Raw genomic sequence first — 13,022 nt, forward strand, 5'->3', positions numbered from 1 at the left:
TACTGTTTCACTAGGTAATCCCGGCCATAACGACCCGATCACGTCTGCGACCTGGGCCGGGCCGCCGCCGCGTCAAGCGGCCAGCCCCAGCAGCGAGGCCATCACCGGCAGCAGCACGATGATCAGGATCGCGCCGAGCACGTCGAAGGAGGCGCCGGAGCGGATCATGTTCGTGATCGGCACCGCTCCCGACCCGTACACCACGGCGTTCTGCGGCGTGGACACCGGCAGCATGAAGCCGAAGGACGCCGCGAAGGTGGCGGCCAGCGCCGGGATGAGCGGATCGACATTGGCGGCGGTCGCGATCGGGATGATGATCGGCACCACCACCGCGGCCGACGCCGTGTTGCTGGTCGTCTCCGAGACCACGATGGCCAGCACCACCCCGAAGATGGTGATGCCGACGATCCCGCCGAGGCCGAGCGCGCCGGCGGAGGCGGTGCCGATCGTCACGGCCAGGCCGGTCTCGTCCAGCAGGGTGCCGAACACGATGCCGGTGCCGAACAGCACCACGGTGCCCCAGTCGATGCGGGCGGCGTCGCTCCAGTTCAGGGTGAACTCGCGCTTGCGCCAGTCGGCCGGCAGCAGGAAGAGCAGCGCGGCGCCGAAGACGGCCACCATGCCCTCGTCGAGCCGGTCGGCGATGGCGGTGAGCACCGACAGCACCTGGCTGCCGGCGGCGGCGGCCTCGGCGTCGCCCCCGGTCAGCAGGTTCACGAAGCCGGGGAACAGCCACAGCGCGACCGTGACGGAGAAGGCGATGATCGTGTTGATCTCCTTGCGCGACATGCGGCCCATGTCGCCGCGCGCCTGCCGGATGTACTCCTCCACGCCCTCGATCCGGCGCAGCTCCGGCTTGTTCAGCAGCAGCAGGACGGCCGCGAGCACGACGAACATCAGCGCGCAGATCGGCAGCGCGATCAGGAACCAGTCCAGGAAGGTGATGGTGACCCCGGTCGCCTCCTCGATCAGGCCGCGGCCGATCAGGTTCGGCGGCGAGCCGACCGGGGTGAGCAGGCCGCCCACGCTGGCGCCGTAGGCCAGCATCAGCAGCAGCGCCGCGCCCACGCGCACCCGGCGCGGGTCGAAGTCGGGGGCGACGACGCCCTTGTCCTGCATCAGCTTGGCGATGACGGTGAGCAGGCCCAGCGCGGTGGGCAGCAGCATCGCGACGGTCGCCGTATTGGACACGAAGGCCGACAGCAGGCAGGTGACCAGGCCGAAGGCGATGATCACCCGCACCGTCGAGCGGCCCACGCCGGGCAGCGAGAGGATGAAGAAGGCGAAGCGGCGGGCCAGGCCGTGCTTGAGCATCGCCTGCGCCAGGATGAACGCGCCGATGAAGGTGAAGACGGTCGACGAGCCGAAGGGCGCGATGGCGTCGTCGGCCGGCACCACCCCGAGGAAGACGATCAGGGCCATGCCGATCAGGCCGCCGATCGGGATCGGCACCGGCTCGCACACCCACAGCACGACCACGCCGAGCAGGATCGCGGCCAGCCCCTGCTGCGCGTACGGCAGGTCCAGCGGCAGCGCCAGGAAGAGCAGGGTCACCACCGGCGCCAGGAACAGGCCGACGGTGCGCCGCCCCTTCTCGAACCTCTCCTCCTGCGGGGAGAGGCGCTGCTCCCCCAGGCTCCGGTAGGTCGCCTGGCCCAGCAGCGCCGACTCGACGTCTGTCCTGGTTCGCGAGGCGGGTTCCTCGGTCGTCATGCGCCCTCCACGGCTCGTGCCACGTCCGTCACGTTCGGCGAATGTAGCCATCTAAGGAGACGGGCGCCACATCGTCCACTCTGGATGGTCACAGTTGTATACAGCACAGGGGCGTCCTTTCCGCCATGGATGGCCCGAAGCCGCCACCTTTACAACGTAGATCACGAGTTCGGGCCGGAGTCGCGCCCAGCGGCCGCGGCGCGGCGCCGGAGCGGGCCGCCCGACCGGCGGCCCCGGACGCGGATGCGGGCGCGGCTTCCCGGAAGGCTTCACCCCTCCCGCCCGTCGGCTGTACAACCGAGGAGCACACCACAGCCCTCTCGTGGAACGGAGCCCCCATGAAGCCCCGCTCGCGCTTCATCCGTGCCAGACCGCGCCTCTTGGCCGCCGTGACCGCGCTGGCGGCGGTCGCCCTGGCCGGCTGCGGCCCGGACGGCGAGGACGCACCACCCGCCGCCGCCCAGACCCCGCCCGCCTCGCCCGCCCCCTCCGCGTCCCACGAGCACGAGCACGGTCATCACTCCCACGAGCCGGAGCCCGAGTTCGTCACCCTGGCGCCGGCGGACGCCGCCGACGGGACGGACGTCGACGCCTGCGCCGACGGCGAGTGCGAGGTCGCGGTGACGGCGGGCACCGCCGTTCCCTTCGATCCCGACATCGGCGGTGTCACCGTCACCGAGGTGGGCGAGAGCGAGGTGACGCTCGCCATCGCCTACGCCACCGGCGGCAGCGGCGAGGTCCAGGTGGGGATCGGCCCCCGGGGCGGCGGCTTCGGCAATGCCGACACCACCATCAACATCGGCGTCCTCGGCATCGAGGACGGCACCGCCGTCATGAGCTTCACCTCCGGCGACCCCGAGCAGCCGGAGACCGGCTCCTAGAGCGGATCCCCCGGGCAGACCAAACGCCCTCCGTCCTGCTGTCACCAGTTCGGAGGGCGTTTCCCATCCACCGACCGAGGGCGAGGCGGCCAAAGGCCGCCGCACAGGACCGAGCGCAGCACCTCCACCGGAGCGCGGGACGCAGCCCCGCAGCCAGGAGGGTCCCGGGAATCAGCCCCGGGAGAAATAACAGACGACCCGCCGAAAGCGACCATAGGCCGCCGAACAGGACCGCGTGAAGCACCGCAGCCGAAACGCGGGGCACAGCCCGCAGCCAGGGAGTCCGGGGGATCGTCCCCTGGGGAAAATGACGAGACGACCCGGCGAAGGCGGCCGAAGGCCGCCGAGCAGGGTCGCCCAGAGTCTCGTGGGCGTAGTAGGACTCGAACCTACGGCCGCTCGCTTGTAAGGCGAGTGCTCTAACCACTGAGCTATACGCCCGGGAGATCGATGCGCCCGCACGCGTCCGGCGCGCGGTCAACGCGCTCAGCTTAGCGGTGCCGGGCGGCTGGGCCGTACCGGAAATGCGGGATCGGGCGGGTCAGAAGCGGGCCAGGCCGGCCAGGGCGCGGTCGAGGGCCCGGGCGACCTCGTCGGCGAGGGCGGACGGGGCAGGGTCGGGGCGGGGCGGCTGGTGGTGCTGGGGGCGGACGGTGCCGCAGCCGCGGCACTCGATCTCGCCGAGGCGGCTGACCAGGAAGGTGGAGTTGCAGGCGACGCAGCGGTCGAGGTCGCCCTTCCAGTCGTGGCCGAGCTGGCAGTCGGGGCAGATCAGCACCTGGCGGTCGCCGCGCACGCCGCGCTTCCAGGCCGAGGGGCCGCGCACCGGGTCGGTCTGGCGTACCCCGCAGTGGTAGCAGGGCATATCTCCTCCGTGCGTTCGACGCCCGTCCCTGGCGGGACGGGCGCTCGGCGGCGCGGGTCAGCTCAGCTCGGCCAGCGCCTTGTGGTAGTCGTCCAGGTCGCGCGGCTGGGAGATGGGGTTGACGACCTTCCAGCGCACGATCCCGTCGGTGTCTACGAGGAAGCTGCCGCGCAGCGCGATGCCCTTCTCCTCGTCGAAGACACCGTAAGCCCTGGCGACCTCGCCGTGGGGCCAGAAGTCCGACAGCAGCGGGAACTCCAGCGACTCCTGGTCGGCCCAGGCGCGGTGGGTGAAGACGGAGTCGACCGAGATGGCGAGCAGCTGGGTGCTGTCGTTGACGAACGCGCCGATGTCCTCCTTGATGTCGCACAGCTCGTTGGTGCAGACACCGGAGAAGGCGAGCGGGTAGAAGACGACCAGGACGTTCTTGACGCCCTGGAAGTCCGCGAGGCGGACTGGCTGGCCGTGCTGGTCCTGGAGTTCGAACTCCGGCGCCGACTGGCCGACCTCGACCGACATGTCAGGTCCTTTCGCGCTGCGGGTGGGGACGACCCTGTGCAGGGGACTGCGCGGATCTGGGAGTCTTCACGAGCGCGGGCACGCCGATACGCCGCGGCGCCGGGGCGGCGCGCCGGGCGGCCGGATGCCCACCGTCGCGGCGCCCGCCGCGCTCCGCGCGGGAGCGCCACGACGGTGCAAGTCTGCCATCTCCCGCCGGCCGAAGGGCCGCCTGCGTCATCTTCGGCGGGCGCCGGCCCGGTCGTGTGTCAGCGCGGGTGGGTCAGCGGCGGGCCTTCGGCGTCACCAGCCTGGTGCCCGACCAGTCGGCCGCGGCGCTGACGCTGCTGGTCTGCGAGAGGCCGACCGTGGGGGCCACCTCCCCGATGTCGCTCGGCTCCACGTGGCCGTCGCGCCCCGGCTTGGGGGTGAGCAGCCAGATGTAGCCGCCGTCGGTGAGAGGGGTCTTGGCGTCCACCAGCGCGTCGCCGAGGTCCTCGTCCTCTTCCCGCCACCACAGCAGCACCACGTCGACGACGTCGGTGTAGTCCTCGTCGACCAGCTCGCTACCGGTCCGCTCGACGATCGACGCGCGAAGCTCCTCGTCGCAGTCGTCGTCGTAGCCAATCTCCTGCACCACCTGACCCGGTTTGAATCCGAGTCGATCGGCCAGGCTGCGTTCGCCCTGTGCCTGGCCCGCGGTCGCGCTCACGAAACTCCTCCTCCAGCCCTACTGCGGACCCGGTGCGGGTCCGCTGCTCGGGGTCGGCGCACTCCGGCCGGGGTGTGCCGCCCTTTTGCTGGCTAAGTCCACACTCTGTTGCCCTCCCCCGTCAACGGGCCACGGTGCGAGCGCCGCAACCAGCGATGATCACGTGCGGCGGCTCGGGCCGGCGGGGCGGAAGAGGGGCGGACTCAGCCCGTCAGGAACGAGAGTCGCACGGTGCGTTCGGGGTTGTCGACATTGAGGTCCACCAGGGCGACCGACTGCCAGGTGCCCAGCGCCAGGTGCCCGTCGACGACGGGCAGGGTGGCGTAGGGGGCGACGAGCGCCGGCATCACGTGGGAGCGGCCGTGGCCGCGGCTGCCGTGGGAGTGCCGCCAGCGGTCGTCGGCGGGCAGCAGCTCGCCGAGCGCGCTCAGCAGGTCGTCGTCGCTGCCGGCGCCCAGTTCGATGACGGCGACGCCCGCGGTGGCGTGCGGCACGAACACGTGCAGCAGGCCCGAGCCGCCGGCGGCGGCGCGGGCGGCGAAGTCGGCGCACTGGGCGGTGATGTCGTGGACGGTGTCGTGCCCGCCGGTGGTGACACGGATCAGTTCGCTGCGCATTCCCGCCTCCTACCCGGCGCGGCCGCCGCAGGCACCGGCGGCGGCCGGGGGCCGCGCGGCCGCTGGTAAGCGGCGGTGCGGGCCCGGGCGGCCGCCGCTATACCGGCGTTCCGGCGCTGGATACCATCATGAAACGGCCAACTGGACTACACCACTCGGCCGCGGGGTACGACGTGGTGCGGGCCGGTTCGCGCCGAGCGTTACCCGTGGGTAGAGATGCGGTTTCGGCATGGACGTACCACGATTAGCGTGGAAGGTAGCGACAATCCGTCCTGAACCGAGCTGACCAGCTCCTGACCAGCACATGTTCCCAACGAGTTTTCGGAAGGCGAAGGTACACCTGTGGCTTCCGGGCGTCAGCGATTCTCCATCATCACGGATGGACTGCCCAGCCAACTGCCGGACATCGACCCCGGCGAGACCAACGAGTGGCTGGAATCATTCGACACGGTAGTAGGCACGCGGGGCAGAACCCGCGCCCGCTACGTCATGCTGCGGCTGCTGGAGCGTGCGCGCGAGCAGCAGGTCGGCGTGCCGGGCCTGCGCAGCACCGACTACATCAACACCATCCCCCCCGAGCGCGAACCGTGGTTCCCCGGCGACGAGTACGTCGAGCGCCGCATCCGCGCCTACATCCGCTGGAACGCCGCGATCATGGTGTCGCGGGCCAACCGCCCGGAGCTGTCGGTGGGCGGCCACATGGCCACCTACGCCTCCAGCGCCTCGCTGTACGAGGTGGGCTTCAACCACTTCTTCCGCGGCAAGGACCACGGCGAGTCCGGCGACCAGGTGTTCATCCAGGGCCATGCCTCCCCCGGCATCTACGCCCGTGCCTTCCTGGAGGGCCGGCTCGGCCGCGAGAAGCTCGACGGCTTCCGCCAGGAGCTGTCGCATCCGGGCGGCGGGCTGCCCAGCTATCCGCACCCACGGCTGATGCCCGATTTCTGGGAGTACCCCACCGTCTCGATGGGGATCGGCCCGATCAACTCCATCTACCAGGCGCGCTTCAACCGCTACCTGCTGAACCGCAAGATCAAGGACACCTCGCGCTCGCACGTGTGGGCCTTCCTGGGCGACGGCGAGATGGGCGAGCCGGAGTCGCTGGGCGCCATCGGGCTGGCCGCCCGCGAGGAGTTGGACAACCTCACCTTCGTCATCAACTGCAACCTGCAGCAGCTCGACGGCCCCGTCCGCGGCAATGGCAAGATCATCCAGGAACTGGAGTCGTTCTTCCGGGGCGCCGGCTGGAACGTCATCAAGGTGATCTGGGGTCGCGACTGGGACCCGCTGCTGGCGCAGGACGTCGACGGCGTGCTGGTCAACAAGATGAACACCACCCCTGACGGCCAGTTCCAGACCTTCGGGGTGGAGCCGGGCGACTACATCAGGGAGAAGTTCTTCGGCGACGACCCCCGGCTGCGCAAACTGGTGGCGCACCTGTCCGACGACGAGATCGCGAAGCTCTCGCGCGGCGGGCACGACTACCACAAGCTCTACGCGGCCTTCAAGTCGGCGCGGGAGCACACCGGCCAGCCCACCGTGATCCTCACCCACACGATCAAGGGCTGGACCCTGGGCCCCGACTTCGAGGCCCGCAACGCCACCCACCAGATGAAGAAGCTCACCAAGAGCGAGCTGAAGGAGTTCCGCGACCGGCTCTACCTGCCGATCCCGGACTCCGACCTGGAGAACGGGCTGCCGCCGTACTACCACCCGGGCGAGGACTCCGAGGAGATCGCCTACATGAAGGAGCGCCGCGCGGCGCTCGGCGGGGAGCTGCCCAAGCGGGTGGTGCGGGCCAAGCCGCTCAAGCTGCCCGGCGACCCCGTGTACGCGGAGCTGAAGAAGGGGTCGGGCAAGCAGCAGATCGCCACCACCATGGCCTTCGTCCGGCTGCTCAAGGACCTGATGAAGGACGAGAACATCGGGGCCCGGTTCGTGCCGATCGCCCCCGACGAGTTCCGCACCTTCGGCATGGACTCGCTGTTCCCGACCGCGAAGATCTACTCGCCGCACGGCCAGACCTACGAGGCCGTCGACCGCAAGCTGCTGCTGTCGTGGAAGGAGTCGCCCAGCGGGCAGCTGCTGCACGAGGGCATCAGCGAGGCCGGCGCCATGGGCTCGTTCACGGCCGCCGGGACCAGCTACGCCACCCACGGCGAGCACATGATCCCGGTGTACATCTTCTACTCGATGTTCGGCTTCCAGCGCACCGGCGACCAGATGTGGGCGGTCGCCGACCAGATGGGGCGCGGCTTCCTGCTGGGGGCCACCGCCGGCCGCACCACGCTGACCGGTGAGGGCCTGCAGCACGCCGACGGCCACTCCCCGCTACTGGCGTCGGCCAACCCGGCCGTCGTGCACTACGACCCGGCCTTCGCCTACGAGATCAGCACCATCGTCAAGGACGGCCTGCGCCGGATGTACGGCGCGACCGAGGAGCACCCCCACGGCGAGAACGTGGTGTACTACCTCACCGTCTACAACGAGCCCTACGCCCAGCCGGCCGAGCCGACCGACGTGCCGGACCTGGCCGAGGGCATCGTGCGCGGCCTGTACCGCAACCGCCGGGCTCCCGAGGGCGAGGCCAACCGCCCGAAGGCGCAGATCATGGCGTCGGGCGTCGCGGTGCGCTGGGCGCTGGAGGCGCAGCGGCAGCTCGCCGCCGACTGGGGTGTCGCCGCCGACGTGTGGTCGGCCACCTCGTGGAACGAGCTGCGCCGCGACGCGGTGCGCTGCGAGGAGTGGAACCTGCTGCACCCCGACGAGGAACGGGAGGTCCCCTACGTCACCAAGGCGCTGCAGGGTGCCGAGGGCCCGTTCGTCGCGGTCAGCGACTACATGCGCACGGTCCCCGACCAGATCGCGCGCTGGGTGCCGGGCGACTTCACCTCGCTGGGCACCGACGGGTTCGGCTTCTCCGACACCCGCGCGGCGGCCCGGCGCCACTTCCACGTGGACGCGGCGTCCATCGTGCAGGCGGTGCTGACCGAACTGGTCCGGCGCGGCGAACTCCCGCACGACGTCCTGGTCAAGGCCAGGGAGTCCTCCCAGCTGACCTCGCCCATCAGCGACGTCTTCGCGGGCGGCGTGCAGACGGCGGAAAGCTCCGCCGGAGGCGAGTCCTGAGCCGACTCGCCGTATGACAACCGAACAGGGCAAGCCGCCCCGGGGCCTGAGCCACCCCGAAGCGGCAGGGACCTGAAGCCGAGGTCCGCACAGACGCCCAGCCATCGGAAATGGCCCGTTCATCACGCGATGGACGGGCCATTTTCGGCTCCGCAGCGGGAGCGGAGCTTCCGGCCGCACTGGGACGGTTCGGCCGCTGGACCGAGGCGATCGCGCATGACGGGCGGCAGTCCGCCGTCCACCTGCCATGCCTGAAGACCCTCAACGCCGACGGCCGGCTCGGCGAGCCGATCACGATCGACGATCCGGACCATGTCCGGCGGGTCGACCACCTGCGCACCGCCGTGTTCGGTGGTGCGCAGACCCGACCGACCCAGCACCTCGGTGCAGCACAGACCTGCTTCGTATCAGCGAACCGGACTCCGATGCTCAATCGATCGGGAACCGCAGATAGTCCTCGATCGGGATGTCTCCGTCCTCGATCTGGCCTCCGATCTCGCGGTACTCGGCTACGGTATCGAACTGCTCGTCGTCGCTGAACACGACGACCAGTTCCTCACCCGATGTCTCGGCCAGGAACTTCCACAAGGCCCTTGAACGCTGCTCGTCTTCCCAGGAGTCGATCGAGCCGACAGAGAAGCCGAACACCTTCCCGTCCTCATCACGCAGCCGCTTGCCCAACCGCAGCGAAAGTCTGCGATTGGGACACACCAGATGAGCCGAAATGCTCACAAGCAACTTCCCATCATATTCCGCTAACAATGGTCAGGTTTCAGAGTCAGCGATACGATGCTGCCTCTCGCTTAAAGCATATCGCCCCAATGATGTTCCTTCGGAGTCTCGGAACACGACGGCCACCCCATCATAGTCCGCTAGGCGCCCATCGGTGCGAACGCCCTGCCAGCGACGAATCCAGCGATCGACATCAGTCCCAGGTCGCACCTGAATCCAGATCTCGCCGGAACCGTCAAGTTGTTCTTGGATGGCGTGGTCGAGGTGGCGGTTGAACGAGTTGAATCCGCCTCCGATCGATTTATTCTCCCTTTTGAGGCGGACCTCGGTATCGCTGACGAACTCGATATCGGCCCCTTTCACTCCCTCACCCGCGACAACGGGTTTCGTTCCCGGCGGGCCACCGCGCAGCGCGGCCTCCGCGTTCACGGGAGCGAGCGGAAACCGCGGATTCGAGTCGGCGATCAGCCGCTCGACCAGCTCCGCGCGCTCCGCCTCGGGCAGCAGGTCGAAGGGGTCGACCGCGTCCGGGCGCTCGTCCGAGCCGGGAGCCGCACCGTCCTCTCCGGATGTCTCCGCCCTGTCAGCGGCACCGGCGGGATCAGGTGCGGCGGCATGGTCCTCAGTGCTTCCCGGGCCGAGGTCGGTCGGTTCCTCGTAGATCAGCGCTTCGAAGGCGGCGAGATTGGCGCGCCCTTCCTCGGTCCTCCGGTCGAAGAGGCGTTCCATGGCCGATCGCGGTGGTGTCCTCGGGTCGTCGGCTCCTGACTCCGGGCGGTCGCCGCCACGTGGGCGGAATCCATCCATTCCTCCCACGGAGTCTCCTTGTTAGCGCGTCACCGGACCGGCTCGCCGGAGCGGGTCCGGCGCTGGGTCTGCCCGGTGGCGCTGATCGACTAACGCGTGCAGGGCGCCGGATCAGATGGTCGGCGGCGGGGGCGGTGGCGGCTTGCGGCGGCCTGCGCCGGTGGCGCTGAGGGCGCACACGGCGGCCCAGGTGAGGGCGGCGGCGGCGTTGCGGCGGCGGGCTTCGGGGGTGGGGAGCAGGGCGCCGAGGATGACGGCGTCGCCGAGGTCGGCGGCCACGCGCAGGGCGATGGCCAGGCGCAGGGCGCGGCCTCGCGGGGCGGCGGCCATGGCGAGGCCGGACACGGCGTCGCGGATGCCGAGGGCGGCGACCATGGCGTGCAGGCCCGGCGGTACGTCTCGGCCGCGGCGGGTCAGGCCGCTCTCCCTGGCCAGCGTTTCGGGGCGGATCGCGACCGCGACGCCGAACACGGCGGTGGCCAGACCCAGGGCACGCGCGAGTTTCGCCATACGGACGCTGTGCCCGGCGGGCGGCCGTCCATGCCCGGCGGCGTCGGCGCACGGGCGCGGACGCCGTGCGATCGGTACCGGGCGGCCATCGTCGGCCTCCTCCGGACGCACCGCACCGCGTCCGGTCTCCGCACGTCAACCGTTCACGGGGGATTCCCGGCCCGACCTGCGTTCGTTACGTCTGGAACGTAGGTTTATGGGCGGCCCGTCCGCGGCGACCGCGCGGGCCGCCCGGGCGTGCTTGGATGGACACCGCTCCGGGCACCGCGCATGACCCGTCCGTAGGGAGGACAAGGTGGACGACGGCTCCCCCGCCCTGCTGCTCGGCCCCATGCTGCGGCACGTCTCGGAGACGTCGGCCGCGATCTGGGTCGAGACGAGCGCACCGGCCGAGGTGACCGTCACCGTGGACGCCGAGGGCGGCCCGGTGACCGCCCGCGCCCGCACCTTCACGGTGCACGGCGGCCACTACGCCGTGTGCGAGCTGACCGGGCTGCCGCCCGGCACCTCCGCGCCCTACACGGTCGAGTTGGACGGCTCGCGGGCATGGCCCGAGGCCGGGGCCGCCACTCCGCCGAGCCTGCTGCGCACCCTGTCCCCCGGCGGCACCCGGCTGGCCTTCGGGTCCTGCCGCACCACCACCGGCCATGACGCCGAGCACACCCGCCGCTACGGCGTGGACATGCTGCGCGCCTACGCGCTGCGGCTGGCGTCGGGCGAGGCCGAGGCGCCCCACCTGCTGCTGATGATCGGCGACCAGGTCTACGCCGACGAGCTGCAGCCCGAGATGCTCGCCTACATCGCCGAGCACCGCCCGCCGCACCAGGGCGAGTGGGCGCCCGACGACGAGATCGTGGAGTGGGACGAGTACGTCCACCTCTACCGGCTGGCCTGGAGCGATCCGTGGGTGCGCTGGCTGCTGTCGACGGTGCCGTCGCTGATGATGTTCGACGACCACGACGTGCGCGACGACTGGAACACCTCCGCCGCCTGGCGCGAGAAGATGGCCGCACAGCCGTGGTGGCGCGACCGGATCACCCACGGCCTGGGCACGTACTGGCTCTACCAGCACCTGGGCAATATGTCGCCCGAGGAGCGGGCCGTCGACCCCGTGTACACGGCGCTGACCGGGGCCGACGGCGACGCGGGCGCGGCGCTGGACGATTTCGCCTGGGAGGCCGACCAGAGCCCGGAGCGCTACCGCTGGAGCTACGCGCTCGACCTGCCCTCGGGCGGGGGCGGCAGCCGACTGGTCATGCTCGACACCCGCTGCGGGCGGGTGCTGTCGCCTGAGTCGGCCCGCACCATGCACGTGCCCGCCGACCAGGAGTGGCTGGAGAAACGGCTCACCGGCGGCGTCGACCACGTGCTGATCGCCACCACCCTGCCCTACCTGCTGCCGACCGGCATCCACCACCTGGAGGCGTGGAACGAGGCGGTCTGCCGCGGCGCGTGGGGCGAGCGCTGGCGGCGGATCGGCGAGAAACTGCGCCAGGACGTCGACCTGGAGCACTGGGCCGCCTTCCAGGCCTCGTTCCGGCAGGTCGGGCAGGCCGTGCGCGAGCTGGCCGAGGGCAGCAGGGGCGAACCGCCCGCCACCGTCCTGTTCCTCTCCGGCGACGTGCACTTCTCCTACGTCGCCGACGCGCGGGCTCGGCTGGAGGGCCCGCGCCGCACCGCTCCGGGGCCCGAACACAGCCGGATCGCGCAGATCGTCTGCTCGCCGATGCGCAATCCGCTCAGCCCGAAGTTCCAGGCCATGGCCAAGTTCGCCGGAACCGGCCTGGTGGGCCTGATCGGGCGGATGATGACCCGCTCCAGCGTGCCGGGCTCGCCACTGGAGTGGCGCATCACGCGCGGCCCGTGGTTCGACAACTCGCTGGCCACCCTGGAGCTGGACGGCCACCGCGCCCGGGTGCGCTGGGAGACGGCCGACCAGCCCGCCGACGACACCGCCCCGGTACTGCGCGAGCTGGGCCGACACGTGCTGGAGGGTTGAGCGGGCGGAGCGGAAGTCGGTGCGCCCCCGGGCGTCCGTGCCGCACCATGCAGGTTCCCGGTCGACGCGTCGACGGGATCGTGCGCACCACGCCCGCCCACGTGCCGAGAGGGCGGATCGTGGTCGGCACCGGCGAGCCGGGTACATCCGTGCCCCGGCAAGCCCATCGCCCCCTCGCGCCCGTGGCGATCACCGCGGTGCGTACCCCGACATGGCACTCGTGCCGCCGCAGACGGCCGGGTACACCCGCTGGAGCCGGCGGACGAGCGCAGCCGGAACCGGGCGCACACCGGCGTCACGCGCGCATCGGCGCACTGGCCCGCACCCGGGGGAGCGCATAACGGGCAGCTCAGAGCCGACGCGGACCTCCATCGATGACATTCGTGCGCAGACCCTGTCACCGGCGCCTCTCGCCCTCCGCTGATCGCCGCGGCGCCCTGCCCGTCCGGTCACTGGACGCGTGCCGCCGTAGCGGCGGCATCGGAGGGCCGGCCGCAAGCCGCACTGCCCTGGAGACGTCCGCGCCTCGGCGGGACCGCGTGCGCCTCGCACCGAATAC

General features: G+C 70.9%; 11 protein-coding genes and 1 tRNA gene. 3 read left to right on the top strand and 9 right to left on the bottom strand.

Annotated elements, in window-relative coordinates:
* Nucleotides 1-72: 72 nt before the first annotated feature.
* Nucleotides 73-1,713 carry an SLC13 family permease gene (locus tag CLV72_RS28845; RefSeq protein WP_106252771.1) on the bottom strand — a complete coding sequence of 547 codons (1,641 nt, stop codon included), beginning with the start codon at nt 1,711-1,713 and terminating at the stop codon, nt 73-75.
* A 380-nt stretch (nt 1,714-2,093) separates the two neighbouring features.
* Between CLV72_RS28845 and CLV72_RS28850 the strand changes: the two genes are divergently transcribed.
* Nucleotides 2,094-2,594: a hypothetical protein gene (locus tag CLV72_RS28850; RefSeq protein ID WP_146159609.1), complete on the top strand. Its 501-nt coding sequence runs from the start codon at nt 2,094-2,096 to the stop codon at nt 2,592-2,594.
* Between the two features lie 368 nt (nt 2,595-2,962).
* On the opposite strand, the gene CLV72_RS28855 is transcribed toward CLV72_RS28850, so the two are convergent.
* The 5 genes from CLV72_RS28855 to CLV72_RS28875 all read right to left on the bottom strand — a co-directional run bounded on the left by CLV72_RS28855 (nt 2,963) and on the right by CLV72_RS28875 (nt 5,286).
* Nucleotides 2,963-3,035, bottom strand: a tRNA-Val gene (locus tag CLV72_RS28855).
* A 100-nt stretch (nt 3,036-3,135) separates the two neighbouring features.
* A complete protein-coding gene (locus tag CLV72_RS28860; RefSeq protein ID WP_106252775.1) occupies nt 3,136-3,459 on the bottom strand; it encodes a hypothetical protein in 324 nt (107 codons plus the stop codon).
* 57 nt (nt 3,460-3,516) lie between these two features.
* Nucleotides 3,517-3,978 (bottom strand): peroxiredoxin, encoded by a 462-nt coding sequence (locus tag CLV72_RS28865; protein ID WP_106252777.1) that lies wholly within the window; start codon nt 3,976-3,978, stop codon nt 3,517-3,519.
* Nucleotides 3,979-4,240: 262 nt separating this feature from the next.
* Nucleotides 4,241-4,669: a DUF3052 domain-containing protein gene (locus CLV72_RS28870; protein WP_106252780.1), complete on the bottom strand. Its 429-nt coding sequence runs from the start codon at nt 4,667-4,669 to the stop codon at nt 4,241-4,243.
* A 203-nt stretch (nt 4,670-4,872) separates the two neighbouring features.
* Nucleotides 4,873-5,286 (bottom strand): YjbQ family protein, encoded by a 414-nt coding sequence (locus tag CLV72_RS28875; protein ID WP_106252782.1) that lies wholly within the window; start codon nt 5,284-5,286, stop codon nt 4,873-4,875.
* A 342-nt stretch (nt 5,287-5,628) separates the two neighbouring features.
* On the opposite strand from CLV72_RS28875, the gene aceE reads away from it, so the two are divergent.
* Nucleotides 5,629-8,415 carry a pyruvate dehydrogenase (acetyl-transferring), homodimeric type gene (aceE, locus tag CLV72_RS28880; protein ID WP_106252784.1) on the top strand — a complete coding sequence of 929 codons (2,787 nt, stop codon included), beginning with the start codon at nt 5,629-5,631 and terminating at the stop codon, nt 8,413-8,415.
* A 429-nt stretch (nt 8,416-8,844) separates the two neighbouring features.
* On the opposite strand, the gene CLV72_RS28885 is transcribed toward aceE, so the two are convergent.
* From CLV72_RS28885 to CLV72_RS28895, 3 genes are all read right to left on the bottom strand, one after another.
* Nucleotides 8,845-9,153 (bottom strand): hypothetical protein, encoded by a 309-nt coding sequence (locus CLV72_RS28885; RefSeq protein ID WP_146159610.1) that lies wholly within the window; start codon nt 9,151-9,153, stop codon nt 8,845-8,847.
* Nucleotides 9,154-9,180: 27 nt separating this feature from the next.
* The gene (locus tag CLV72_RS28890) at nt 9,181-9,876 is read right to left on the bottom strand and encodes a hypothetical protein (RefSeq protein WP_106252788.1); all 696 of its coding nucleotides are present in this window, start codon (nt 9,874-9,876) and stop codon (nt 9,181-9,183) included.
* 189 nt (nt 9,877-10,065) lie between these two features.
* A complete protein-coding gene (locus tag CLV72_RS28895; RefSeq protein ID WP_106252790.1) occupies nt 10,066-10,464 on the bottom strand; it encodes a DUF4267 domain-containing protein in 399 nt (132 codons plus the stop codon).
* Between the two features lie 295 nt (nt 10,465-10,759).
* Here CLV72_RS28895 and CLV72_RS28900 point away from each other — a divergent pair, with 295 nt between their 5' ends.
* Nucleotides 10,760-12,463, top strand: a complete 1,704-nt coding sequence (locus CLV72_RS28900; protein WP_245930506.1) for an alkaline phosphatase D family protein — start codon at nt 10,760-10,762, stop codon at nt 12,461-12,463.
* Nucleotides 12,464-13,022: the final 559 nt, after the last annotated feature.

This window comes from Allonocardiopsis opalescens (assembly GCF_003002095.1).
Classification (GTDB): domain Bacteria; phylum Actinomycetota; class Actinomycetes; order Streptosporangiales; family Streptosporangiaceae; genus Allonocardiopsis; species Allonocardiopsis opalescens.

Excerpts from the sequence above, each read along its gene's own strand:
- CLV72_RS28895 (WP_106252790.1), bottom strand. The coding sequence starts at position 10,464 with ATGGCGAAACTCGCGCGTGCCCTGGGTCTGGCCACCGCCGTGTTCGGC.
- CLV72_RS28845 (WP_106252771.1), bottom strand. The coding sequence starts at position 1,713 with ATGACGACCGAGGAACCCGCCTCGCGAACCAGGACAGACGTCGAGTCG.
- CLV72_RS28860 (WP_106252775.1), bottom strand. The coding sequence starts at position 3,459 with ATGCCCTGCTACCACTGCGGGGTACGCCAGACCGACCCGGTGCGCGGC.
- CLV72_RS28890 (WP_106252788.1), bottom strand. The coding sequence starts at position 9,876 with ATGGAACGCCTCTTCGACCGGAGGACCGAGGAAGGGCGCGCCAATCTC.
- CLV72_RS28865 (WP_106252777.1), bottom strand. The coding sequence starts at position 3,978 with ATGTCGGTCGAGGTCGGCCAGTCGGCGCCGGAGTTCGAACTCCAGGAC.
- CLV72_RS28875 (WP_106252782.1), bottom strand. The coding sequence starts at position 5,286 with ATGCGCAGCGAACTGATCCGTGTCACCACCGGCGGGCACGACACCGTC.